Annotated in this window: 23 protein-coding genes; 15 read left to right on the forward strand and 8 right to left on the reverse strand. The window is 66.0% G+C overall.

The annotated features are described in order from the left end of the window. Positions 1–95: 95 nt before the first annotated feature. The 3 genes from F6X61_RS09375 to F6X61_RS09385 form a co-directional block, all read right to left on the reverse strand. Positions 96–1,193 (reverse strand): alkene reductase, encoded by a 1,098-nt coding sequence (locus tag F6X61_RS09375; RefSeq protein WP_153786378.1) that lies wholly within the window; start codon positions 1,191–1,193, stop codon positions 96–98. Between the two features lie 108 nt (positions 1,194–1,301). Beyond that, positions 1,302–2,174 (reverse strand): phosphate/phosphite/phosphonate ABC transporter substrate-binding protein, encoded by an 873-nt coding sequence (locus F6X61_RS09380; RefSeq protein WP_153786379.1) that lies wholly within the window; start codon positions 2,172–2,174, stop codon positions 1,302–1,304. Further along, positions 2,162–4,486, reverse strand: coding sequence for a bifunctional diguanylate cyclase/phosphodiesterase (locus tag F6X61_RS09385; protein WP_153786380.1), 2,325 nt, complete (start codon positions 4,484–4,486; stop codon positions 2,162–2,164). Before F6X61_RS09385 ends, F6X61_RS09380 begins: the two co-directional genes overlap by 13 nt. Positions 4,487–4,761: 275 nt before the next feature. On the opposite strand from F6X61_RS09385, the gene F6X61_RS09390 reads away from it, so the two are divergent. The 6 genes from F6X61_RS09390 (at position 4,762) to hchA (ending at position 11,905) form a co-directional block, all read left to right on the forward strand. Beyond that, complete coding sequence (locus F6X61_RS09390; RefSeq protein WP_153786381.1) at positions 4,762–7,593, forward strand: xanthine dehydrogenase family protein molybdopterin-binding subunit; 2,832 nt, start codon at positions 4,762–4,764, stop codon at positions 7,591–7,593. Then, entirely contained in the window at positions 7,586–8,125 is a 540-nt protein-coding gene (locus tag F6X61_RS09395) for a (2Fe-2S)-binding protein (RefSeq protein WP_153786382.1), read from the forward strand. The genes F6X61_RS09390 and F6X61_RS09395 overlap by 8 nt, the downstream gene beginning before the upstream one ends. Before the next feature lie 2 nt (positions 8,126–8,127). Continuing rightward, positions 8,128–9,339 (forward strand): cytochrome c, encoded by a 1,212-nt coding sequence (locus F6X61_RS09400; RefSeq protein WP_153786383.1) that lies wholly within the window; start codon positions 8,128–8,130, stop codon positions 9,337–9,339. 1 nt (position 9,340) lies between these two features. Continuing rightward, positions 9,341–10,312 (forward strand): XdhC family protein, encoded by a 972-nt coding sequence (locus F6X61_RS09405; protein ID WP_153786384.1) that lies wholly within the window; start codon positions 9,341–9,343, stop codon positions 10,310–10,312. After that, on the forward strand, positions 10,309–10,872 hold the full coding sequence (locus F6X61_RS09410) for an NTP transferase domain-containing protein (RefSeq protein ID WP_153786385.1): 564 nt from the start codon (positions 10,309–10,311) through the stop codon (positions 10,870–10,872). Before F6X61_RS09405 ends, F6X61_RS09410 begins: the two co-directional genes overlap by 4 nt. A 187-nt stretch (positions 10,873–11,059) precedes the next feature. After that, a complete protein-coding gene (gene hchA, locus F6X61_RS09415) occupies positions 11,060–11,905 on the forward strand; it encodes a glyoxalase III HchA (RefSeq protein ID WP_153786386.1) in 846 nt (281 codons plus the stop codon). 37 nt (positions 11,906–11,942) lie between these two features. Here hchA and F6X61_RS09420 read toward each other — a convergent pair whose 3' ends face one another. Next, the gene (locus tag F6X61_RS09420; protein WP_153786400.1) at positions 11,943–12,935 is read right to left on the reverse strand and encodes an NAD(P)H-quinone oxidoreductase; all 993 of its coding nucleotides are present in this window, start codon (positions 12,933–12,935) and stop codon (positions 11,943–11,945) included. Positions 12,936–12,957: 22 nt separating this feature from the next. On the opposite strand from F6X61_RS09420, the gene F6X61_RS27240 reads away from it, so the two are divergent. Beyond that, positions 12,958–13,086: a hypothetical protein gene (locus F6X61_RS27240; protein WP_256671341.1), complete on the forward strand. Its 129-nt coding sequence runs from the start codon at positions 12,958–12,960 to the stop codon at positions 13,084–13,086. Next, positions 13,073–13,951, forward strand: a complete 879-nt coding sequence (locus F6X61_RS09425) for a LysR family transcriptional regulator (protein WP_153786387.1) — start codon at positions 13,073–13,075, stop codon at positions 13,949–13,951. The genes F6X61_RS27240 and F6X61_RS09425 overlap by 14 nt, the downstream gene beginning before the upstream one ends. 13 nt (positions 13,952–13,964) lie before the next feature. On the opposite strand, the gene F6X61_RS09430 is transcribed toward F6X61_RS09425, so the two are convergent. Then, complete coding sequence (locus F6X61_RS09430; protein WP_153786388.1) at positions 13,965–14,795, reverse strand: alpha/beta fold hydrolase; 831 nt, start codon at positions 14,793–14,795, stop codon at positions 13,965–13,967. A 177-nt stretch (positions 14,796–14,972) separates the two neighbouring features. Between F6X61_RS09430 and F6X61_RS09435 the strand changes: the two genes are divergently transcribed. Both F6X61_RS09435 and F6X61_RS09440 read left to right on the forward strand, forming a co-directional pair. Then, positions 14,973–15,827 (forward strand): DNA-binding protein, encoded by an 855-nt coding sequence (locus F6X61_RS09435; RefSeq protein ID WP_153786389.1) that lies wholly within the window; start codon positions 14,973–14,975, stop codon positions 15,825–15,827. Positions 15,828–15,863: 36 nt separating this feature from the next. Beyond that, entirely contained in the window at positions 15,864–17,432 is a 1,569-nt protein-coding gene (locus F6X61_RS09440; RefSeq protein WP_153786390.1) for a sensor domain-containing diguanylate cyclase, read from the forward strand. 4 nt (positions 17,433–17,436) lie between these two features. Here F6X61_RS09440 and F6X61_RS09445 read toward each other — a convergent pair whose 3' ends face one another. Next, positions 17,437–17,940, reverse strand: a complete 504-nt coding sequence (locus tag F6X61_RS09445; protein ID WP_153786391.1) for a GNAT family N-acetyltransferase — start codon at positions 17,938–17,940, stop codon at positions 17,437–17,439. Between the two features lie 220 nt (positions 17,941–18,160). On the opposite strand from F6X61_RS09445, the gene F6X61_RS09450 reads away from it, so the two are divergent. The 3 genes from F6X61_RS09450 to dksA all read left to right on the forward strand — a co-directional run bounded on the left by F6X61_RS09450 (position 18,161) and on the right by dksA (position 20,573). Further along, entirely contained in the window at positions 18,161–18,721 is a 561-nt protein-coding gene (locus tag F6X61_RS09450; protein WP_153786392.1) for a carbonate dehydratase, read from the forward strand. Between the two features lie 2 nt (positions 18,722–18,723). Then, positions 18,724–20,061 (forward strand): dihydroorotase, encoded by a 1,338-nt coding sequence (locus F6X61_RS09455; protein WP_153786393.1) that lies wholly within the window; start codon positions 18,724–18,726, stop codon positions 20,059–20,061. A 104-nt stretch (positions 20,062–20,165) separates the two neighbouring features. After that, positions 20,166–20,573, forward strand: coding sequence for an RNA polymerase-binding protein DksA (gene dksA, locus F6X61_RS09460; RefSeq protein WP_153786394.1), 408 nt, complete (start codon positions 20,166–20,168; stop codon positions 20,571–20,573). Here dksA and F6X61_RS09465 read toward each other — a convergent pair. Continuing rightward, the gene (locus F6X61_RS09465; RefSeq protein WP_110996534.1) at positions 20,570–21,283 is read right to left on the reverse strand and encodes an MgtC/SapB family protein; all 714 of its coding nucleotides are present in this window, start codon (positions 21,281–21,283) and stop codon (positions 20,570–20,572) included. The genes dksA and F6X61_RS09465 overlap by 4 nt on opposite strands. A gap of 439 nt (positions 21,284–21,722) precedes the next feature. Between F6X61_RS09465 and F6X61_RS09470 the strand changes: the two genes are divergently transcribed. Further along, positions 21,723–22,184 (forward strand): sterol desaturase family protein, encoded by a 462-nt coding sequence (locus tag F6X61_RS09470; RefSeq protein WP_153786395.1) that lies wholly within the window; start codon positions 21,723–21,725, stop codon positions 22,182–22,184. Between the two features lie 111 nt (positions 22,185–22,295). Here the strand turns inward: F6X61_RS09470 and F6X61_RS09475 are convergent, their stop codons facing one another. Further along, the gene (locus F6X61_RS09475) at positions 22,296–23,192 is read right to left on the reverse strand and encodes a bile acid:sodium symporter family protein (RefSeq protein WP_153786396.1); all 897 of its coding nucleotides are present in this window, start codon (positions 23,190–23,192) and stop codon (positions 22,296–22,298) included. A gap of 182 nt (positions 23,193–23,374) precedes the next feature. Here F6X61_RS09475 and F6X61_RS09480 point away from each other — a divergent pair, with 182 nt between their 5' ends. Next, on the forward strand, positions 23,375–24,253 hold the full coding sequence (locus tag F6X61_RS09480) for a Dyp-type peroxidase (protein ID WP_153786397.1): 879 nt from the start codon (positions 23,375–23,377) through the stop codon (positions 24,251–24,253). Positions 24,254–24,476 lie beyond the last annotated feature (223 nt).

Below are 24,476 nucleotides of genomic sequence, written 5' to 3' on the forward strand. Positions count from 1 at the left end.
CGTCATCGCGGGGCAAGCCCGCTACCACGAAGTACCATCCCAACACTTGGACGCTGCGTGGGAGCGGGCTTGCCCCGCGATGAGGCCCGAACAGGCTACGCCCGGCGCAGGAACGGATAGTCGGTATACCCCTCAGCCCCATTGGCATAGTCGAACTGCGCTCGGTGCGCGTTCAGCGGCGCCTGCTGCTTCAGTCGCTCGACCAAGTCCGGGTTGGCAATGAACGCCCGCCCAAAGGCCACCGCATCGATCAAACCACGCGCAAGCAAGTCTTCTGCCTTGTCGGCGGTGTAGGCGCCTGCAGCGACGATCACCCCGGGATACGCAGCGCGGATCGCCTCGCGGAACGCGTCACGCAGCGGCTTGCCACCGGCCCAGTCCGGCTCGGACAGGTGCAGGTAGGCCAGGTTGCGCTTGGCCAGCTCGCCGATCAGGTACAGGCCGGCGGCCTCCTGGTCTTCACCGTTGTCGATGCCATTGAAGCCGCCGAGCGGGAAGATGCGGATACCCACGCGCTCGGCGCTCCACTGGGCAATCGCGGCATCGACCGCTTCGAGCACGATGCGCGCACGGTTTTCAACGCTGCCGCCGTAACGGTCGTCGCGAGTGTTGGCACTGGGGGTCAGGAACTGGTGCAGCAGGTAACCGTGGGCCGCATGCAGCTCGATGAAGTCGAAGCCGGCTTCACGGGCGTTGGCCGCCGCCTGGCCGAAGTCGGCGACGATGCCGGCGATCTCGGCTTCGCTCAAGGCGCGTGGGGTCGAGGTGTCGACCCGGATGAGCTGGCCGTTCTCGTCGCGCAGCGTGGTGCGCGCATTGGCCGGCAACGCCGAAGGCGCCACCGGCGCTTGGCCACCCGGTTGCAACGAGGTGTGCGACACGCGCCCGGTGTGCCACACCTGCACCGCGCTGTGCCCGCCGCGTTGGTGGATGGCGTCGTTGACCTGGCGCCAGCCGGCGATCTGCTCAGCGGTGTGGATGCCGGGCGAACCGGAATAGCCCTTGGCCTGGAACGAGATCTGCGTGGCTTCGCTGATGATCAGCCCGGCGCTGGCCCGCTGGCCGTAGTACTCGGCCATCATCGCGGTTGGCACGTCGCCCGGCTCCAGGCTGCGCAGGCGGGTGAGGGGGGCCATGAAGATCCGGTTGGGCAGGGTTAGAGGGCCAAGCTTGAGTGGTTCGAAGAGTTTCATTGGGGATGCCGTCGCAAGGTGATTTCGATGGCACGCACGATACCGAGGTGATTGGGGAAAGGGGCTCCCGATACCCCGGCGTAGCGCTCCCCAATGCCTGGCAAAGGCTCAAGGGCGCAGTGTCGGCGCCATCATACGCTCAAGCCCCGCGTAATCCTTGTGCCCCACTGGCACCAGCCCGGTGGCGTCCTGTGACGCCACGAACCCGGCCAGTGCCTTGGGGTCATCGAGCATCGCCTGACGCAGGCGCTGCTTCAGCGCCGGGCACAGGTTGGCGCTGAACACGTAAGGGTCATAACGGATCGGCGCCGAGCGCCACAGCACCTGCAGCTTTGCCGGGTCGACAGCGTGGCTGGCCAGGTAGGCGTCGGCCCGTTCGCTGGCGACAAAGGCGGCATCGACCCGCCCTTCGAGCAGCGCCTCGAGCGCCTTGTCATGGTTGCCGGCGTACACCAGCGCCGCGAAGTAACGCGGTAATGGTGTGTTGACCAGCGCGGCGAACTCGACGCTGGGTACCAGGCTGCCCGAGGTGCTGGCTGGGTCGCTCAGCGCAACCCGCTTGCCGCGCACGGCGTTGAGGCTGGTCGGGCCGTCGGCGCGGGTCAGCAGCAGCGCCTGGTAATGGTTGCCCGCCGGGGTGTAGGTGCCCGCGGCGAGGGTGTAGGTGGCGAACGGCTCGATGCGCCGGTCACGCTGGCGGGCGAGGATATAGGAGGCCGGGCCCAGCCGGGCGATGTCGGCGCCGCCGGAGACGATGGCATCCACCACGCTTTCGTAGGAGGCGCTGATCACCAGTTCCACCGGCACGCCTGCGGCCTTGCTCAGGCGCTCGACCAGGGGCTGGTGCTCGCGGGTCATGGCTTCGACGTCCTTGATCGGGATCACTGCAAGCCGCAGGCCGTGGGGTGTGCAGTTGGCCAGCGCGGGGCCCGTCAGCAACTGCGCCAGCGCCAGGGCGCCGAGGGATTTCAGTACACGCATGCCTTGTCCTCGTTGCCGATGAAGGGGGGGTATTCGTGCAACTGGGCCGGCGACAGCGGCCGGCTGAAATGGTAGCCCTGGGCGATGTCGCAACCGGCGAGCTTCAGGCACACCACCTGTTCGCGGGTCTCGACGCCCTCGGCCACCACCTCCAGGCCCAGGCGCTTGGCCAGGATGATGGTCGAAGACACGATCGGGCTGTCGTCGTAGCTGTTGCACAGCGGCGCGATCAGCGAGCGGTCGATCTTCAGCCTGGATAGCGGCAGCGCCTGCAAATGGGCAAACCCTGCATAGCCGCGGCCGAAGTCGTCCAGGCTGATGCCGATGCCGGCGGCGCGCAGGCGGTGCAGGTGTTCAACGGCGGTGCCTTCCGGGTCGAGCACGGTGGTTTCGGTGATCTCCAGCTCCAGGCGCTGGGGGGCGATGCCGTAGTAATCGAGCTCGGCCAACAGCCGGGCGCTGAAGTCGCCCTGGCGCAGTTGCAGCGCCGACACATTGACCGCCAGGTGCGCGGTCTGATCGCGCACAGCCCAGCGTGCCAGCTCCTCGCAGGCCAGGCGCAGGACTTCCCAGCCCAGTTCGACGATGAACCCGCTGCGCTCGGCCAGGCCGATGAAACGGTCGGGGTAGAGCAGGCCGAACTGCGGATGGTCCCAGCGCACCAGCGCTTCGTAGCCCAGCACCTGCAAGGTATCGAGGCGGATCTGCGGCTGGAAGTGCAGGACGAATTGGCGTTCGCTCAGGGCGCTGCCAAAGGCCTGTTCGAGGGTGAACGCCTGGATGTCGGAGAGGTTCAGCGATGGGTCGAAGAAGCGGTACTGGGCACGCCCGGCCTGCTTGGCCGAGTACATGGCGGCGTCGGCGCAGCGGATCAGCGCGTCGATGTCCTGGCCGTCGCGGGGGCAGATGCTCACGCCCACGCTGGGGCTGGTGTTGACCTCCTGGCCGTCGAGGGCGTAGGTGGCCGAGAGTTTCTCCACCAGGGCGCGCACCCAGCCGTCGATCTGCTCCTCGCTGCGTTCGCCGGCCAGCAGCACCACGAACTCGTCGCCGCCAAAGCGCGAGGCCTCGTCGCCCGGCTCCAGCAGGCGCTGGATACGCCCGGCCACGGCCTGCAGCAGCAAGTCGCCGATCTTGTGCCCGAGGGAGTCGTTGATCGATTTGAAGCGGTCCATGTCGATGAACAGGATGGCCAGCAACCGGCGCTTGCCGCGCTGGCGGGTGAGCGCCTGGGCGGCCACCTCGACGAATTGGCGCCGATTGTGCAGGCCGCTCAAGTGGTCGGTGGCGGCGGCATGGCTGCTGCGCCGGTGCTCGTCTTCGAGGCGGCCGATCAGCTGCTGGTTGACCTGCTGCGCGTACTCGAGCTCGGTGAAGGCCTCCTGGCGCTTGTGCAGCAGGCGCAGGCCCCAGGCCAGGCTGGTGAGGATCAGCAGGGTCATGCTCAGGTTCAGCCAGAACTGGCGATTGGTGGTGCGGCTGGCGGAGGCGAGGATTTCGTCCTGGCGCTGGCTGACCATCACGCTGAAGCCGCGCTCGGGCATGCGCCGGTACAGGCTCTGGAAGGCGCCGTCGAGGCTGTACTGGGTGAGCTGGCCGGCGTCTTCGCCGCTGCCCGGCAGCCCGGGTACCAGGGTCTGGCCGGCCACCACCACGCCGCTGCCGTCGATGCGCAGACGCTCCTGGCCGTCGTCCTGCAGCAGGCGCACCAGGCCGCTGCGGCCCAGGTCGATGTGCTGGAACAGTACCGCCAGGTAGCCGATGTCCAGTTGCACCACGAGGATGTTGTCGATCTCGCGGCCGGGCAGGTCGGTCAGCGGCAGCAGGAACGGCAGGCGCCAGTTGGGCAGGGTGCTGTTGCCCGCCGGCAGGGCGCGGGGCAGGAAGGCCTTGAAACCGTACTGCCCGACATGGCGCTTGAGCTGGTCGAGCCAGGCGTCGGGCAGTTGCCCGGGCTCGTCGGCATGGCTGGAGGAGAGCAGCCGGCCATGCCGGTCGTACAGGCTCATGCGCTTGAACACCGGGTCTTCGGCCAGCAGCCGGGCCAGGCTCAGGTTGCCCTGGCGCAGGCGCTTCATGTCGTCCTGGGTTACCCGGCCAACGGCCTGGGCGCGGTCCACCAACTGGCGCAGGTTTTCACCGACGATGCTGGCCAAGTTCAGGTGTTCGGCGGCTTTTGCCGACAGCGCATCCTGGCGCGTGGCGGCCTTCTGATTGATGTGCAGCCCCCAGAGGAAGGTTAGGGTGACGGCGCACAGCATCAACAGCAGCAGCGGCAACAGCCCTGCGGATGAGAGAGAACGGCGTATCACTGCTGGTTTTCCCTGCCCTGGGTGAGCGATGAAAAATACGACAGAAAGATGACAGGGTCATGACTGGTGGCACATTGCCTCATGTCAGCCGCTCCTACACACACAAACCGCCAATCCTGGACCTTGCCGCGACAAGTTGTCTGCTTGACTTCAATCGATGTAACAAGAGTTGTATCTTGACTTGATAGTCAATTTTTGTGATCGTGCGCGCCCTTCGCGTTTCACAAGCACCAGAACAAAGCATGGGCAGCGCCTGACTGCCCAGAGGATCAACCATGTCCAACCGTGAAATTTCCCGGCGTTCGTTCCTGCAAGGCGGGCTGATCGCCGGTGTCGGCGTGACCATGGCGCCGCTTGGCAGCCAGGCCTTCGCCGCCCTGATGGAAGACCGTGTCACCACCTCGCCACAAAAGTGGATGAACCACGACGGCAAGGCGCGTTTCCGTAACGACGCGCTGTCCAAGGTGTGCGGCAACAAGGTGTTTGCCCGTGACATCCGTGCCAAGGACATGCCCGGTTGGCCGCAGCAGCAAGGCCACGCCATGCTGCTCAAGGCCACCAAAGCCGACCGCATCTACGCAGGCTACGACCTGTCGCTGCTGGGCGCCGAGCTGCAGCCGGACCGCATCGTCACCGCCGACGACCTGAAGAAAGACGGCATTGCCTGGCCCGAAGCCCACTCGCCGGACCCGCTGCTGCCCCCCGGCCAGGTGCCGATGTTCATCGGCCACCCGGTGGCGATCCTGATCTGGAACGACTTCGAACGCTTCCGCAAGGCCAAGCTCAAGCTGCAGTTCAACGACCAGGCGATCCGCTACGGCGCCCAGGCGCCGCTGTACCAGCGCGACCCCTACGGCAGCTTCCGCTTCGTGCGCGTGGGCGGCAAAACGCCGTTCGACGACGACGAATACTCAAGCCTCAAGAACACAATGCTGTTCCCCACCATCCTCGCCCGCAAACCGGTGTGGACCGCCGAGCCCAAGCAGCACGGCAACCTCACCGAGCAGGGGATGTTCTACGCCCAGCGCATCGATGAGCAGCTCAAGCAGCCGCCGGAAAACTGGCTGCTGTTCGACGAGCGCTACAAGACTCCGTCGATCGAGCCGGCGGCGCTGGAGCCGGACAACGGCAACGGCTGGTACGACCCGGCCACCGGCACCCTGCATTTCGTCGTGGCCACCCAGTGCCCGTTCGAAGTGGCGCAGGAGTGCGTGCACATGATCAAGCCGTCGCGCTTCGGCCTGAAGAACCTGAACATGCACCCCGGCTACACCGTGGGCTACGGCTCGAAGGACAACAACATCTTCGTGTTCTACGCCGCCGTCGCTGCCTTGTACGGCGCGGGCGTGCCGATCCGCCTGGCCAACGACCGCTATGAGCAGTTCCAGAGCGGCATCAAGCGCCACCCGTTCGACATCCGCTACCAACTGGCGGTGGACAAGAACGACCTGAGCTTCAAGATCTTCCGCGCCGACATGAGCGTCGACGGCGGCGGGCGCATCAACTACAGCCCGTCGGTGGCGGCAGTGGGCGCTACCGCAGCGCAGTCGATCTACTACATGCCGCAGAACGACCTGTCGGTCACCGCCTACCACTCCCGTGGTGTGGAGGCCGGTTCCATGCGCGGTTACGGCACCCTGCAGAGCATGGCCGCCACCGAGATGATGGTCGACGAGATTGCCGACCGTCTAGGTGTCGATGCCATCGAACTGCGGCGCAAGAACGCGCTCAAGTCGGGCATGAAGAACACCCAGGGCGCGGTCCCGGCTGGTGCCCTGCGCCTGCACGAGATTCTCGACAAGGCCAGCCAGCACGAATGGTGGAAGAACCGCCATGCGCGCAAGCAAGCCATGGACGCCAAGGACCACGACAACTGGTACGGCGTGGGCTTTGCCATCACCCAGAAAGACTTCGGCACCGGCTCCGAAGCGCCGATGGCGGCGGTGGAGTTCACTGCCGACGGCCAGATCACCCTGCGCCATATCGGCACCGAACTGGGCACCGGCATGTCGACCTCCCAGGCCCTGGTGGTCAGTGACTTCCTTGGCCGCGTTGCCGACCAGGTGCAGACCGCCCAGACCGAATGGCCCGAGCTGCAACTGAGCACCAGCGGCAACCCCTACCTGATCAGCCAGGCCGAGCAGGACGCCGCGCTGCGCAACCCGCGCTGGGTCGGCAAGCTGGCTTCGCCGTCGTCGGCGACCAACTCGGCGTTCTACTTCAGCCACGCTACCCGCGAAGCGGCCCGCGTGCTGTTCAACCACGGCCTGTGGCCGGCGGCCATGGCCCTGTGGCGCCAGGGCCCTTATGGCGGCCAGGCCAACCCGCTGGTGGTGCGCCGCGAGAACGCGGTGTGGGTCAACGGTGAATTGACTGGCAACGGCCTGGCGCCGATTCCGTTCGCCGAGCTTGCGAAAAAGGCCCATGAAATGGGCCTGGTCACCGGCGTCAGCGTGCACGGCTTCAACCGTTGGAGCTGGGCCGAGGCCGATTTCGTCATCGACGGCGTGCGCGAGCGCCTGCCGCTCGATGCCCTGGCGGTCAAGTACGGCGACGGCGCGGTGAACGCCAAGAAGGCGCAGATGAACAGCGCCGGCTTCCACCTGCTCGACCGGCAGAACGCCGCGTACCCGGCCACCCAGCTGAACAACGCCATGGTCACCTACTACAGCCCGGTGGCAACCATCGTCGAAGTGAAGGTGAACAAGGGCAGTGGCGAAGTGAGCGTGCTCAACCACCACAGCTGGGTCGAGTGCGGCCGGGTGCTGGTGCCCGAGCTGGTCAAGGGCCAGCTCGAAGGCGGCATCGCCATGGGTATCGGCCACGCATTGCTGGAAGAAATGCCTTTGTACGAGGGTGGCCCGGGCGAGGGCAACTGGAACTTCAACCGCTACCGCCTGCCGATGGCCAAGCATGTGGCGGTGTGGAAGCAGACCTCGGAGATCCTGCCGCCGTTGTCGCCCACCGACCCGTCCAAGGGCATCGCCGAAGTGGTGATGATCCCGGTGGTCGGCGCCATCGGCAACGCCGTGGCCCATGCCATCGGCAAGCGTGTCCGCGACCTGCCCATCACCCCCGCCCGCGTCAAGGAGGCCCTCAATGGCTGACCGCAAGCTACAACTGACCCTCAACGGTCAACCTGTCGTCACCGAAGTGGTCCCCGATGACCTGGCGATGCTCGACTACCTGCACGAATACCAGAACCTCACAGGCTCGCGCCTGGGCTGCGGCCAGGGCATCTGCCATGCCTGCGTGGTGATCGTCGACAACCCCGACGGCACCAGCGAGGAAGTGCGCACCTGCATCACCGGCGCGCATTACTTCGAGGGCAAGAAGGTCCGTACCATCGAAGGCCACGCCAAGCGTGACCAGGCCGGCAACCTCACCGAGCTGAACCCGATCCAGCAGAAGTTCGTCGACCGCTTCGCCTTCCAGTGCAGCTACTGCGCCCCGGGCTTCGTCAACGCCGCCACCGTGCTGGTGGAGAAGGCACAGCGCAAGCCGCTGAAAAAGAGCGAGCTGGAAGATGCCATCGAAGCCAGCCTCGGCCACCATGTGTGCCGCTGCACCGGCTATGTGCGCTACTACGAGGCGACCCGCGATGTACTGGGCGACCTCGGCCTGGTCAAGGAGGGCTGAGCATGACCCGTGTTTTCAATGGCCTGGCCCTGGCTGTGGGCCTGGTGCTGGCGTGCGGCGCGCAGGCGGCGGATGAGCAACTGGTCAAGCGCGGCGAATACCTCGCCCGCGCGGCCGACTGCATGGCCTGCCACACGGCCGAGGGCGGCGCGCCTTATGCCGGCGGCCTGCCGATCCATTCGCCGTTCGGAACCATCTACGGCACCAACATCACCCCGGACAAGCAGTACGGCATCGGCAACTACAGCACGGACGAATTCTTCGCCGCCCTGACCGAGGGCAAGCGCAAGGATGGCGCCAACCTGTACCCGGCCATGCCCTACACCTCGTACCACCTGGTCAAGCGTGAGGACTCGGACGCCATCCACGCCTACCTGATGACCGTGGCACCGATCAATCGCCCGGCACCGCAAACCAGCCTGAGCTTCCCGTTCAACGTGCGCACCGGCCTGATGGGCTGGAACATGCTCTACGGCAAGAGCGTGCAGCTGGAAGAGGGCAAGGGCAACAGCGAAGCCTGGAAGCGCGGCCAGTACATGGTCGAGGTGCTCGGCCACTGTGGCGAATGCCATACCCCGCGTAACCCGATCGGCGCGCTGCAGCAGGACAAGCGCCTGACCGGCGGCCTGCTGCTGGGCTACCTGGCGCCGAGCCTGCTGGCCCAGGACCTGGCCGATCGCGGCTGGAACCAGGCTGACCTGGCCACCTTCCTCAAGCACGGCATGAGTGCCCAGGGCAGCATGTTCAACGAGATGTACCCGGTGGTGCACCACAGCACCCAGCATCTGGAAGACAGCGACCTGTCGGCCATGGCCACCTACCTGCTGGGCGACCAGCCGCCGGCGGCCAAGGTGGTGCAGGCGGTGGCCCATGAAACCCTGGGCGAAAGCGCCAAGCGCGGTCGCCAGCAGTACCTCAACGTCTGCGCCGGCTGTCACGGCGTCGATGGCGAGGGCAAGCCGCACATCGCCGTGGCCATGCAGGGCAACACCGTGCTGCGCCAGGCCGACTCGCGTAACCTGGTCAAGGCCATCGTCGACGGTATCCGTGAACAGCAGTTCACCGGCTTCGAGCGCATGCAGCCGATGCCGGGCTTCGCCGACAAGCTCGACGACCAGCAACTGACCGACATGGTCAACTACCTGCGTGAAGCCTGGGGCGGTTTGCCGGGCGACCTGACCACCCAACAGCTGGCCCAGCTGAAGGCGGACTGACGTGCAGCATCTCGACCTGCTGGTGGTGCAACAGGCGGCGCAGTGGTCGCGTGACGGCTTGCGCGTATGGCTGTGCACCGTGCTCTGCACCTATGGCTCGGCGCCACGTGCGCCGGGCTCGCTGCTGGCCGTGAGCGAGGGCGGGCACTGGGTGGGGTCGCTGTCCGGCGGTTGTGTCGAAGAGGACTTCCTCGAACGCGTCGCCGCCGGCGAGTTCGTCGATGCCGTTGCCGTGGTGCGCTATGGTGACGGCAGCGACACCCGCTCGAATATCCGCCTGCCCTGTGGCGGCATCCTCGATGTGCTGGTCGAGCACCTGCCGGGCGATTGCGACACCCAGGCTCACCTGGCGCAACTGGAGGCGGCGCTGCTGGGCCGGCGCCGGTTGTTGCGTGAAGTGAACCTGCGTACCGGTGCGCGGCAACTGCACGATGACCAAAGCCAGGGGCCGCGGGTGGAGCAGGGCGAAGCCAGCGTGCGCCTGCGCGTTGGCGCCGCCCAGCGCCTGTTGCTGGCGGGGTATTCGAGCGTCGCGCACTTCTGCGCCGAGTTCGGCAAGGGCCTGGGCTTTGAGGTGGTGCTGTGTGATCCGCGTGACGAGGTGATGGACAACGTGGTGCTCGACGGGATAGAAATCCGCCGGGAACTGCCCTCGCTGTTCATCGCCAACGGTGGCTGCCACCGCGACACGGCGGTGGTGGCGCTCACCCACGACCCGAAGATCGACGACCTGGCCATGCTCGAAGCCGTACAGACCGAAGCTTTCTATATAGGCGTGATGGGCTCACGCGCCACCTCGGAAAAACGCCGTGAACGCCTGCGCCGCATCGGCGGGCTTGGCGATGCCGAGATGGCCCGCATCCACGCGCCCATCGGCCTCAACCTGGGCAGCAAGACCCCGGCGGAAATCGCCCTGGCGGTGCTCGCCGATATCCTGCGTACCCGCAGCGGCATTGGCCGCGAGGCACTGTGACGGTCGTCGCGCTGGTGTTGGCGGCGGGGCAGGGCTCGCGCTTTGGCGCGGACAAACGCCGCGCCGTGCTCGGTGATGGCCGCAGTTTGCTGCAGCACAGCGTCGAGCGGGCCCTGGCGGTGTTCGACGAGGTGCGGGTGGTACTGCGCAACGGTGAGGGAGCCGAGGTGCTGGGATTGCCTGGCGCTTGTCGCATCGTCCCTAGCCCCGATGCGGGTTTGGGCATGGGGCATAGCCTGGCGGCCGGTGCTGCTTCGCTGAGTGATTGCGATGCTCTGGCGGTGGCCATCGTGCTGGGGGACATGCCCTGGATCTTGCCGCACACTTACCGTCGGCTGGTCGAGGCGGCGGATCCGGCAGCCATCGTGGTGCCGCGCTACCAGGGCCAGAATGGCCATCCGGTGCTGTTCGGCCGCGATTATTGGCTTGAGCTGGCCGGGTTGTCCGGTGATGAAGGGGCGCGTTCGGTGCTGCAACGGCACCGTGGTCGCGTGAGGGTGTTGGACGTGGACGACGGTGGGGTGGTGCGCGACGTCGATACACCTGCCGCGCTCGACTAGACTGCTTCGGGTCGCTCAAGGGCCATCGCGGGGCAAGCCCGCTCCCACGCCATACCTCCATAGTGTGGCATGGCGTGGGAGCGGGCTTGCCCCGCGATGGCTGCTAAGCATCGTTTACCGACGCCACCTTTCCGGTGGCCTCCTAGCAGGGATCCAGCTACCCACCCCCAGGCACAGGAGCACAGCAATGACTACCTCACCTGACGACAAACGCCCACAGCCCGACCCGGCCGAAGACAACGCCTTCTTCCCCTCGCCGTATTCCCTAAGCCAGTTCACCTCGAGCAAGTCCGACCTCAGCGGCGCCGACTACCCAGCCCCCTATAAAGGCGGACGCTGGAAGATCCTGCTGATTGGCGCCGATGAACGCTACCTGCTCACCGACAACGGCACGCTGTTCTCCACCGGCAACCACCCGGTGGAAACCCTGCTGCCCATGTACCACCTGGACAAGGCCGGCTTCGCCTTCGACGTGGCAACCCTGTCGGGCAACCCGGTCAAGTTCGAATACTGGGCCATGCCCGGTGAAGACAAAGAGGTGCTGGGTCTTTTCGAGCGCTACCGCAAGGCGTTCAAACAGCCACGCAAACTGGCGGAGTTGCTCGAAGGCTCGCTGTCCGACTACATCGGCGTGTTCATCCCCGGTGGCCACGGCGCGCTGATCGGCCTGCCGCACAGCAAAGAAGTCGGGCAGGTGCTGCAATGGGCCGCCGACCACGACAAGTTCGTCATCAGCCTGTGCCACGGCCCGGCCGCGTTGCTGGCTGCCGGGCACCTCTACAAGGGCTACAAGATGTGCGCCTTCCCCGATGACCTGGACGCCAAGACTCCGGACATCGGCTACATGCCCGGCCACCTGACCTGGAAGTTCGGCGAGCGCCTTAAGGCCTGTGGCGTCGAAATCATCAACGACGGTATTTCCGGCGCCGTTCACCAGGACCGCAAGCTGCTCACCGGCGACAGCCCGCTGGCGGGCAATGCGCTGGGCAAGCTGGCCGCCGCGGCGCTGCTCAAGGCCGTCAACGGCGGGTGATCGGCACGTTTTTCAATACAGTGGCGCCGTGGGCGGTTCAGCCCTCGTGCGCCACGCTCAGCACCACCTTGCCGATATGCCGGCCCGACTCCATCAACGCGTGGGCTTGGCTCGCCGCCGCCAGCGGCAGGGTGGCATGGATCAGAGGCTTGACCGCGCCACTGTGCACCTGGTGCCAGACCTGGGCCTGCAGGTCGGCAAGAATTGCCGCCTTGTCGTCGGCGCTGCGCGCGCGCAGGGTCGAGCCGATATGGGTCAGGCGCTTGGTCAGCATGGGGAACAGGTTCACCTCGCTGGCCGGCCCCTTGATCACGCCGATCTGCACGATGCGCCCATCCATGGCGGCGGCCTGGAAGTTTCGCGCCACGTAGTCGCCGGCAATGATATCGACGATCACATCCACGCCCTTGCCCGCGGTGTGCAGCATGACCTGCTCGACGAAGTCTTCACGGGTGTAGTCGATGGCCACATCGGCGCCCAGTGCAAGGCTGGCGGCCTGCTGGGCAGCATCCTTGACCGTGGTGAAGATCTGCGTTGCGCCGAAGGCCTTGGCCAGTTGCGTGGCGGTGGTGCCGATGCCCGAGGCGCCGCCGTGGATCAGGATGCTGTCGCCGGCCTTGAAACCGCCGCGCTGGAACAGGTTGACCCACACGGTCATGAAGGTTTCCGGCAGCGCCGCCGCCTCGATCATGCTCAGCCCCTGGGGCAGGTGCGCGGTGGTACGTTCATCGGCCACGGCGTATTCGGCATAGCCGCCACCGGTTACCAGGGCGAGCACGGCATCGCCCAGGGCGAACTGACTGACCTGTTCGCCCAGTGCGACCACCTTGCCTGCGATTTCCAGGCCGGGGATGTCCGAGGCGCCGGCGGGCGGGTCGTACAGGCCCTTGCGTTGCAGCAGGTCGGGGCCGTTGACGCCGGCGGCGTGGACCTCGATCAGGACTTCGCGCGGGCCGGGCCGGGGCATGTCGCGGGTGGTCGGCTGCAGCACCTGCGGCTCGCCGGGCTGGGTGATCTCGATGGCAGTCATGTGCTGGGGAAGGATGTGACGCATGGTGACCTCTGTCATTCTGAACAACGTGCCGCACAGGGTAGGCAACCATCACCCGGCGGTCGCGCGGCGATTTTGCGGCGCACCGTTGCAGATTTTCTTCGAGGAACGCGCTGATGAATTGGGATGACGCACGCATGCTGCTGGCACTGAGCCGCGAACGCACCTTGCGCCGGGCGGCGCGGGTGCTGCGGGTCGATCAGGCCACGGTGGGGCGGCGGGTGGCGGCGCTGGAGGCCGACCTGGGCTCGACCCTGTTCCTGCGTACGCCCGCGGGTTACCAGTTGACCGCCAGCGGCGAGCTGGCGGCGGAACTAGCGCAGCAGATGGAGCGCGCGGCGCTGGAGCTGGCCGCACGGCTGCAGGGCACCGACAACGAGTTGGCTGGCGAGGTACGGGTAGCGACCACCGATTCGCTGGCCTGCGACTTTGTCTTGCCGGCACTGGCGCAGTTGCAGCAGAGCCATCCGCAGATCAGGGTGATCCTTGCCAGCGGCTCGGAACTGGTCAACCTGTCCCAGCGCGAGACCGATATCGCCATCCGCAACCTGCGCCCCGACAACCCGGACCTGGTCCTGCGCAAACTGGCCAGCTGGTCGCTGGGCCTGTTCGCCAGCGACAGCTATGTGCAGCGCCGTGGCGAGCCGTTCGAGGGCAACGGTTTCAGCGGTCATGAACTGGTGGTCTACGAGCCGTATTGGCGCGGCAACCCGTCACCGACGCTGGTGGATGAGCCGATTGCTCAGGCGCGGGTGGCGCTGGCGGTCGGCTCGAACCTGATGTTGCGCCGGGCGATCGCCAGCGGGCTGGGCATCGGTGAAATCCCCATCGAGCTCGGTGAGCGCGACGGCCTGCGCCGGCTGTGGCCGACCCGTGCGCGACGCAAGCCTTATGAGGTGTGGCTGGTCACCCATCAGGACTTGCGCCACACCGCACGGGTACGGGTGGTGATCGAGGCGCTGGTGCGCGCCTTCGCCAATCCATCGGTTGGCTGACGAAGGCGCCTGTTCAGCTGCGCACGAACGCTAGCAGGTCGGCGTTGATGGCCTCGGCATGGGTGGTCGGCATGCCATGGGGGTAGCCCTTGTACAGTTTGAGCGTGCCGTTGCGCAGCAACTCGGCCGAGCGTACCCCGGCGTTTTCGTAGGGCACGATCTGGTCGTCATCGCCGTGCATCACCAGCACCGGGATGTCGATGCGCTTGAGGTCTTCGCTGAAGTCGGTCTGGGAGAAGGCGACGATGCCATCGTGGTGCGCCTTGGCGCTGCCCATCATGCCCTGGCGCCACCAGTTCAGGACCACTCCTTCGTCCGCTGTCGCCCCAGGCCGGTTGTAGCCGTAGAACGGCCCGGCGGGCACATCGTGGAAGAATTGCGCGCGGTTGGCCGCGACCTGAGCCTGGAAACCATCGAACACCGATTTCGGCAGGCCGCCGGGGTTGCTCTCGGTCTGCACCATCAGCGGTGGCACGGCGCTGATCAGCACGGCCTTGGGCACCTTGTCCTGCGGATGGCGGGTGAGGTAGCGGACCACTTCGCCACCGCCGGTGGAGTGCCCGACATGCACGGCGCCCTGGCTGCCCAGGTGGTTGACCACGGCGGCCACGTCATCGGCGTAATGGTCCATGTCGTGGCCATCCCACACCTGGCTCGAGCGCCCGTGGCCCCGGCGGTCATGGGCGATCACCCGGTAACCGCGTGCCAGGAAGTACAGCAGCTGGGCATCCCAGTCGTCGGCGCTGAGCGGCCAGCCGTGGTGGAAGTGAATGGCCTTGGCGTCCCGTGGCCCCCAGTCTTTGTAGAAGATTTCCACGCCATCTTTGGTCGTGACGAAGCCCATGATCGCGTCTCCTGTGTGATGAGCCTGCGCTGGCAGCCTGAGTTGTCAGGCCGTCGAACAACTGTAGGAGCAAACGGCGTTTGCCCATGACCTTCCGTCTTGAAATGAACCCCGCGCGGGTGCAGAATTCACGCCAGTAACGTAATACGTACCACGCTACGAAATATCGGAGAAAGCATGGCCCGTGCCGGCATTAGCGCAGCGCAAGTAAAGCAGGCTCAGCAATCGCTGATCGCCAGGGGCGAGCAACCCACCATCGATGCAATACGTATCGAATTGGGCAATACCGGCTCTAAAACCACCATTCACCGGCACCTCAAATCCCTTGGGCAGCAGCTCGTCGGGTTGGCTGACAGCAGCGGCCTGAGCGAGCCGCTTACGCGGCTGGTCACGCAACTCACGGCGCAACTGCAAAAAGAAGGGCAGGCGCGCATCGACGCGGCCGAGGCGCAGCACAACGAACAGTGCGCGCAGCTACAACTGCAACTGCAGTTGAGCCAGCGCGCATTGGCCGCAGCCCATCAGCAGCACCAGGCTCAGGCCAGTACATTGCAGGCCGAGTCGGACAAACTGGCCACCACCCAGGTCAGCCTGCAGGCGGAACTGTTGCGCAGCGCCAGCCTTGATCAGGCGCTCGGCGAGCTGCAGCTGCGTCTGGCCGACAAGGACGCGCAAATCCGCTCGCTTGAAGACCAGCAGCGGCGTGTCGACACCCAGGTGCGGCAGTTGCAGGGCCAGCTGCAAACCCTGCAGCAGGGTGGCATCGCCCGTCAGGAAGAGCTGACCCGCCTGCACCGCGACAACGAACGCCTGCTCGCCGAGCAGCGCCAGGCGGTTGCGCAATACACACTGCTCGACGGCCAGCTGGAGCAACGCGATGCCCAGGTGCAGGGTTTGCGCGCCATCCTTGCCCAGGCCCAGGGGGCCAGTGAAGAGCTGCGCCGCCAATGCAACGAACGCGACCAGCAGCTGGCCCAGCTGCGTGCCAGCCAGCAGTCAGGATCAGAGGGGCTGCCACCGGGCAAGCTATAGTCACTGCCGTCGAGTGTTGGATGACAAGGGATCCAGATGTGCGCAGCCAGGAAGCAGACTGAGGATGGCGTGTTTGCCGTGACCGGCGAGGGCCGAGCCGTGGCGTTGTTCCGCCTGGTGCTGGGTTTCATGGCCGTGGTGATGCTGGCTTTCGTGCTGATCGAGGGCTGGCGGATCTGGCGCGATTACCGCCAGGCCTTCTTCAATGCTGAGAACGCGGTGACCAACCTGGCCCGGGCCACCGCCCAGCACGCCGAGGATGCCATCCGCCAGGTCGACGCCATTACCGCGGCATTGGCCGAGCGCCTGGAAGGCGATGGTTTCGAGCACATCGACCGGCCGCGCCTGCATGCGCTGCTCAAGCAACAGGCGCAGATCATGCCGCAACTGCACGGCTTGTTCGTCTATGCGCCGGACGGCAGCTGGGTGGTCACCGACCAGGACGTGGTGCCGCCCAATGCCAACAACGCCGACCGTGACTATTTCATCTATCACCGCACCCACGCCGACCGCCAGGTACGCATCGGTGCGGTGGTGCGCAGCCGTTCCACGGGTGACCTGATCATCCCTATCTCGCGCCGCCTGGACTACCCTGACGGCCGCTTCGCCGGGGTGTTGCTCGGCACCATCAAGGTCGATTGGTTCGTGCGCTACTACGGCGACTTCAAGATCGACGAGCGCGGCGCCCTGGTGCTGGCCAAGCGCGATGGCTCCATCCTCGTGCGCCGGCCATTCGTCGAGCAGGTGATCGGCCGCAGCCTGGCGAGCAGCGAGATCTTCCGCAAATACCTGCCTTATGCCAGCGAGGGTGTGGCCGAGGCGGTGGCAGTGGTCGATGGCACGCCACGCTTGTATGGCTTTCGCGCCTTGTCGAGCTACCCGCTGGTGGTGGAGGCGGGGTTGTCACGCGAGTCGATCATCGCGCCGTGGCGCCACGACATGCTCAAGTCGCTGGTGGTGCTGGTCTTGCTGCTGGTCGGGGTGGCCGGCTTTGGCTGGGTGGTGCTGCGTCAGCTACGCGAACGCATCGTCATCGAGCGGGCGCTGCACCAGGCACACCAGACGCTCAAGGCGCTGGCCCTGACCGACAGCCTGACCGGGCTGGGCAACCGCCGGCGGCTGGACGCGGTGCTGGAACCGGAGCTGCGTCGGGCGCGCCGGCAGGGCTATGCGGTGGCGCTGGTGATGCTCGACCTCGACTATTTCAAAGCCTACAACGACCGCTACGGGCACCTGGCCGGCGACGAATGCCTGCGCCGATTCGGCGGCTTGTTGAAGCAAGCGCTCAAGCGCCCGGCCGACTTGGCGGTGCGCTATGGCGGCGAGGAGTTCACCCTGTTGCTGCCCAATACCGATGCCCAGGGGGCCAGCCAGATCGTCCAGGAGATCCTGCAACTGCTGCGCCGCCAGGCCATCGAACACGCTGGCAGCCCGCTGGGGCAGGTGTCGGCCAGCGCCGGCATCGCCGTGGGCGCGCCCAGCCTTGAGGCCGTGACAGCGCAAAACCTTATGGCGGCGGCGGATGCGGCGCTGTATCAGGCCAAGCACCAGGGCCGGGATCGGTTTTGCCTGGCGGGCAGTATTGAGGTCGGCGTGCAGCCCTGAGGGTCTAGACGGCCAAGCGCATGGCACAGCGATCTTCAAGCCCATGCGCCCGTTCGGCTGCCAATAGCGTTTTGAGGCGCTGATCCAGCGCCGCATCCCCCAGCCGTTCGAAGCCATAACGCTGGTAGAACGGCCCATTCCACGGCACTTCGCCAAAGGTGGTCAGCGTCACCGCCTGCAACCTGAGCTGGCGCGCTGCTGCCACCGCCCGGTCCAGCAACTGCCGGCCGAGGCCTTGGCCTTGGGCGTCCTGGCGGACCGACAGTTCATCGATGTGCAGCACCGTATCGACGCGGGTGGCACACAAGAAGCCCAATGGCCGGTCCTCGGCATCCACCGCGACCCAGCTGGTGCCCGCCCTGAAAAACGCGGCATGTGCCGTTTCGTCCATGACCTCGCTGTCGGCCAGCCAGGCCAGTGCCGGGTACTGCCTGAACGCCTGGGCGGCGGAGCGTTCGATGGCGGGCAGCAGGGGGAGGTCGGTGGCGAGGGTAGGGCGAACGGTCATGGCAGGGGCTCGAGGTGGGTAGTGGGATTGTGCCCTAAAGCCGGAGGTGATCAAGATCGGTGCTGGCCTGCGCCGGCCTCATCGCTGGCAAGCCAGCTCCCACAGGTTTATGCGATCGAGGTGGGAGCTGGCTTGCCAGCGATGGGGCCCCTCGAGAGTGCTTGCATTGTAAGTGTTATAACGTAACATTTAGCGCTCTCACCGACCAAGGTCCCCCTCCGTGATCCGCAGAAACCCTTCCGGCCATCTCCCCGAAATCGCCGCCTCGGCCTACATCGACCACACCGCGATCATCTGCGGCAAGGTGATCATCCACGACAACGTGTTCGTCGGCCCCTACGCGGTGATCCGCGCCGACGAGGTGGATGCCAGCGGCGACATGCAGCCCATCGTCATCGGCGCCAACTCCAATATCCAGGATGGCGTGGTGATCCACTCCAAGTCCGGCGCCGCCGTGCGTATCGGCGAATTCAGCTCCATTGCCCACCGCTCCATCGTGCACGGCCCGTGCGAGGTCGGCGACCGGGTATTCATCGGCTTCAACAGCGTGCTGTTCAACTGCAAGGTGGGTGACGGCAGCGTGGTGCGGCACAACTCGGTGGTCGATGGCCGCGACTTGCCGCCGCGCTTCTACGTGCCGCCGACCGAACACATCGGCCCGCACACCGACCTTGCCAGCTACCCGCCGGTGAGTGTTTCGGCTTCGGAGTTCTCCGAAGACGTGGCGCGCACCAACATCGACCTGGTCCAGGGCTACAAGGCCCTGCACAACGAGTTCTGAGCATGGACACGCTGCTGGTACGCAATGCCCGGCTGGTCAACGAGGGGCGCGAGTTCGACGCCGACTTGCTGGTACGCCACGGCCGCATCGAGCGGATCGACGCAAGCATCGGCAACGTGCGCGCAACCCGGGAGATCGACGCCAAGGGCGCCTTCCTGCTGCCGGGGATGATCGACGACCAGGTGCATTTCCGCGAGCCGGGCGCGCCGCACAAAGGCAGCATCGCCAGCGAGTCGCGGGCGGCGGTTGCCGGGGGCATCACCAGTTTCATGGACATGCCCAACACCAGCCCGCCGACCCTCACCCGCGAGGCTCTGGCCGACAAACAGCGCCGGGCAGCGGCGGGGTCGCAGGCCAACTACGGCTTTCACTTCGGCGTGAGCCGCGACAACCTCGACACCATTGCTGCCCTCGACCCGCGCGAGGTGGCCGGGATCAAGGTGTTCATGGGGGCGTCCACCGGCAACCTGCTGGTGGATGACCCGCAGGTACTGGAAAAACTGTTCGTCTATGCGCCGACCCTCGTGCTCGCCCATTGCGAACACACGCCCAGCATCCTCGACAACGAGGCCTGGTGGCGCGACCGGCATGGCGAGTTCATCCCACCGGCCGCGCATCCGCTGATTCGCGATGCCGAGGCCTGCTATCGCTCGTCCAGCCTGGCCGTCGAGCTGGCCCGGCGCTTTGGCACTCGGCTGCACGTGCTGCACCTCACCACTGCGCGGGAGTTGGCGTTGTTCGAACCCGGCCCGGTGGCCGGCAAGCGCATCACCGCCGAGGTGTGCCTGCACCACCTGTATTTCGACGACAGCGACTACGCCAGCCTCGGTCACCTGATCAAGTGCAACCCGGCGATCAAGACCGCCAGCGACCGCGTGGCGCTGCGCCGGGCGCTGGCCGAGGACCGCATCGATGTGATCGGCACCGACCATGCACCGCACACGCTGGAGGAAAAGCGCCGGACCTACGGTCGAGCGCCGGCCGGCTTGCCGCTGGTGCAGCATGCGCTTCCCGCGGCGCTGGAACTGGTCAGCGAGGGGGCCCTGAGTCTGGCGCAGATGGTGCACAAGACCAGCCACGCGGTGGCCGAGCTGTTCGCCATTCGTGAGCGGGGCTTCTTGCGTGAAGGGTATTGGGCCGACTTTGCCCTGGTAGAGCGCCTGGCGGTGCCACGCCCGGTGGCGGCCGATCCGGTATTGGCCCATTGCGGCTGGACGCCGTTTGCGCAGCGCAGCTTCCATCATGTGGTGCGCAGTACGGTGGTCTCCGGGCAATTGGCCTGGCACGAGGGGCGGGTGCAGGACGGTTGCCAGGGGCTGCCGTTGATGTTCGAGCGTTAGCCCAATCGCCGGCAAGCCGGCTCCCACAGGTGCGGTAGGGGTGGGAGCTGGCTTGCCAGCGATTGGGGCGCAGAGCGCCCCCAAAATTTCAAAGGAGTACATCAATGACCGAAGACGAACTGTTGCGCCAGCCTGTCAGCGCCTACATGAACGAACCCCAACGCCAATACTTCCGCAACCTGCTACTGGCCGATCGCGACGCGCTGCAGGCCCGCATCGACAGTGAGTTTCGCGCCCTGCGCGAGCAGGAGGTGCACAGCGACCCGGCCGATATTGGCAGTGCCGAGGAAGAACGCCATTGGCAGCTGCGCTCGCTGGAACGCGAAAAGAAACTGTTGGACAAGATCGACCAGGCGCTGGAGCGCCTGGCCCGCGGCGAATACGGCTGGTGCGAGGAAACCGGCGAGCCGATCGGCCTGCGCCGCCTGCTGCTACGCCCCACCGCCAGCCTGAGCATCGAGGCCAAGGAGCGCCAGGAGCTCAGGGAGCGGCATTTGCGCCACGACGGTTAATCACTGTTCAGCGCCAGGGCCTGCAGCTGCCAGCGCACCGAGCTGACGCCTTTCTCCAGGCTCACCCGGCTGACCAGGCGCTCCAGCGTGGCGGGCGCCTGCGGGCTGCCGAGCAATTCAGCGCGTACTTCCAGGCGCGCCGGATCAGCCAGGTCCTCGCTGTGCAGCGACTGCAGGCGCAGGCCTGGGTCGCTGAGGCTGTGCAGCATCAGGCTGCGCACCTGGATCTCGTCCTCGGCGCGGCAGACGATGCGCACTTCGAAACGCTGCTCGACCTCGCTGGCCGGCACCACCTCCTGGCGGTCCAGACGTTGGGCGATGTCACGTAGCAGGATATTGGCGCACAGCACCACCAGGCTGCCCAACGCGGCCTCCAGCAACAGGCCAAGGCTGCACAGCACCCCGACTGCGGCGGTGCACCAAAGCGTGGCGGCGGTGTTCAGGCCGCGTACGTTGAAGCCGTCGCGCATGATCACGCCACCGCCCAGAAAGCCGATGCCCGACACCACATAGGCGGCGATGCGCGAGGCATCGCTGGGGCTCATGCCCGGCACGGCCTGGGTCATCAGCACGAACAGGCAGGCGCCGGTGCTGACCAGCGCGTTGGTGCGCAGGCCGGTCAGGCGCTGACGCAGTTGCCGCTCGGCGCCGATCAGCGCGCCGAGTACCAGGGCCACGCTCACGCGCAGCAGAAAGATTTTCCAATCCATAGCGAACCTCGTTCCACGGGCCAAGGCCCATGCAGGCGCCGCTTGCACAGCGGCGCGGTTGAAAACGGTGAATGCGCAGGACCACGGGCCGGCACGCCAACGAACTGGCGGGGCGGGGAAGAGGAGGGAGGTTAGGTCGTCTGAGACCTGAGGAAACCACCGTCTACCGAGTGCGGCGAGACAGTGGCAGGGACACTGCCGGACTAGCTCGCCGTGTGGGCCTGTCGCAAGCGACTGGGGCTACTGTCCAATGCAGGGGTCTCCTGTGCGGGGGATGCTTGAATGCGCGGCGGACCTTACGCCTTGAGCCTGGCAGGGTCAAGGCCGGGCGCATGACATTTGTGTTACGCAGGCGCGTGCAGGCGGGCGGCCTTCATGGAACATCGGCGCCGGGCAGTGTTACCCTTGCGCCTTTCGTTGCCAACCCCCGGACTGTCCCATGCTGTTCAATCTCGCCGTGCTGTTCGGCACCCTGGTGGCCATGGAGGGCGTCGGCACGCTGGCCCACAAGTACGTCATGCATGGTTGGGGCTGGTGGCTGCACCGCTCGCACCATGAACCGCAGCTGGGCATTCTGGAAACCAATGACCTGTATCTTGTCGCCCTGGGCTTGATCGCCACGGCGCTGGTGGCGCTGGGCAAGGCCGGGCACGCGCCTTTGCAATGGGTGGGCGGCGGCGTGGCGGGGTATGGCGTGGCCTACGTGCTGGCCCATGACGGCTTTTTTCACCGGCACTGGCCACGGGCGCCGAAGCCGGTCAATCGTTACCTCAAGCGCCTGCATCGGGCGCATCGGTTGCACCATGCGGTGAAAGGGCGCCAGGGCAGTGTGTCGTTCGGGTTCTTCTATGCGCCGCCGTTGCGGGTTTTGAAGCAGCAGTTGAAGCGTCGTCAGCGCTAAGGAGCGCTTCGCGCTCCAATCGCCGGCAAGCCGGCTCCCACCTCGACCGCGCTGACCTCAAGCCATACGCATTCTCTGTGGGAGCCGGCTTGCCGGCGATTGGCCTTTGGATCAGCTCACAGCCTTTTGTTCAGCTACCGTCTCCACCCCACGCCCCCGGCTCACCCACCAGCCAAAGGCCCCTGCGGTAAAGAACATGATCAGGCTATAGATCGCCGCTGGCACCGCCATGGTCGCGTTGTTCAGCAGCGACGGGCTCAGTGCCAGGGCAATTGCCAGGGTGCCGTTGTGGATGCCGATCTCCATGCCGATGGCGATCGCCTGGCGTTTCGGGATGCTCAGCAGCCGTGGCAGCCAGTAACCCACCCCCAGGCTGAGCAGGTTGAACAGCAGCGCGGCGCCACCCACGATCGGGGCGTACTCGACCACCGTCTGCCAGTCCTTGGCCAGCGCCAGGACGATGGTGAAGGCCAGGAACAGTGCCGCCACCAGTTTCATCGGTTTTTCCATGCGCGCGGCAAAGCGCGGCGCCCAGTGGCGAATCAGCATGCCCAGCGCCACCGGCAGCAGGACGATGGCGAATACCTGCATCACCTTGGCGAATTGCAGCGGGATGGCCTGGTCCGACTCCATGAACCAGATCAGCGACAGGTTGACCAGCAACGGCATGGTAAGTATGGCGATCAGCGAGTTCACTGCCGTGAGAGTGATGTTCAGTGCCACGTCGCCATGGGCCAGGTGGCTGAACAGGTTGGCGGTGGTACCGCCAGGGGAGGCGGCCAGCAGCATCAGACCCACGGCGAGCGCCGACTCCAGGCCAAAGCCGTTGGCGATCAGGAAGCACACCAAAGGCAGCAGCAGGATCTGGCAGGCCAGGCCGATGACCACGGGTTTTGGGTATTTCACCACCCGGGCAAAATCGGCCAGGGTCAGCGACAGGCCCAGGCCGAGCATGATGATGCCCAAGGCCAGGGGCAGGATTGCGGTGAGCAGCGGCGAGGCGGTCATGGGCGGTCTCTCGGGCGAAGGATCCCGAGCAGTCTAGGTGGCGGTTGAACGATAGCTAATCGCAAAGGGCCATACTTGGTAACCATTTATTACCAAGGCCACGGACACAGCGGCCTTGCGTCGCGTTGCGATGGCGCGCCTGGCGCAGTAGCATCTGCGTTTTGCCGAAGGATTAGCCTGTCATGCCGTTCCAGCAAGGTCTGCTTGCCACCCCGGTGCCGGCCCATGCCCGCCACCTGTTCTTCGCCCTCGATTGCCGTGAGGCCTTGCCATCCGTGCTCGACCAGCTGATCGCCGAAGTCGATGGACAGAGCCTGATCCTGTGCGTCGGCACGCCGCTGGCCAAGGCCTTGGGCCGCGAAGTGCCGGGCCTGCGCAGCTTCCCGCAACTGGACGCCGTGGTGGAGAACCCGGCGACCCAGCACGCACTGTGGTTGTGGCTGCGTGGCGAGGAGCGGGGGGAGCTGTTCCTGCGTGCCCAGGCGCTGCAAGCGATGCTGGCACCGGCGCTGCGCCTGGTCGACAGCGTTGATGGTTTTTTGCACCGCGGCGGGCATGACCTGACGGGGTACGAAGACGGTACGGAAAACCCGGTGGAGCAGGACGCGGTCGATGCCGCCATCGTTGCAGGTGACGTACCTGGCTTGGCCGGTTCCAGCTTTGCCGCGTTCCAGTTGTGGAAGCATGACCTGAACTACTTCAAGGCGCTGCCGCAGGATGAGCAGGACAACATCATCGGGCGGCGCCTGAGCGACAACGAGGAGCTCGATGACGCGCCGGAGTCGGCGCACGTCAAGCGTACCGCCCAGGAGAGCTTCGAGCCCGAGGCGTTCGTGGTGCGGCGTTCGGTGGCTTGGGCCGATGAGCGAGGGGCGGGGCTGGCGTTTGTTGCGCTGGGGTACTCGCTGGACGCGTTCGAGGTGCAGCTGCGGCGCATGAGCGGGTTGGAGGATGGGGTGGTTGATGGGCTTTACCGTTTCAGCAGGCCTTTGAGTGGGGGGTACTACTGGTGCCCGCCGATGAGTGAGGCGGGGGCTGATCTGCGGGTGCTGTTGGGGTGATTCTGGTTGCCATTAGCCATTAGCCATTAGCCATTAGCCATTAGCCATTAGCCATTAGCCATTAGCCATTGGTTGGTTGGTTTTGAAAGTTGTATGCGCATTCATTTGTGATGTCGACGCGTAGTCACCTTTCCGCCCTTACGGAGGCTTACTTTGGTCTTGGCCAAAGTAAGCAAAGCCGCTCGCTCCCATCATACGGCCCCTACGCTGCGCTTCGGGGTCC

Source organism: Pseudomonas sp. EMN2, from assembly GCF_009650555.1.
Lineage (GTDB): Bacteria > Pseudomonadota > Gammaproteobacteria > Pseudomonadales > Pseudomonadaceae > Aquipseudomonas > Aquipseudomonas sichuanensis.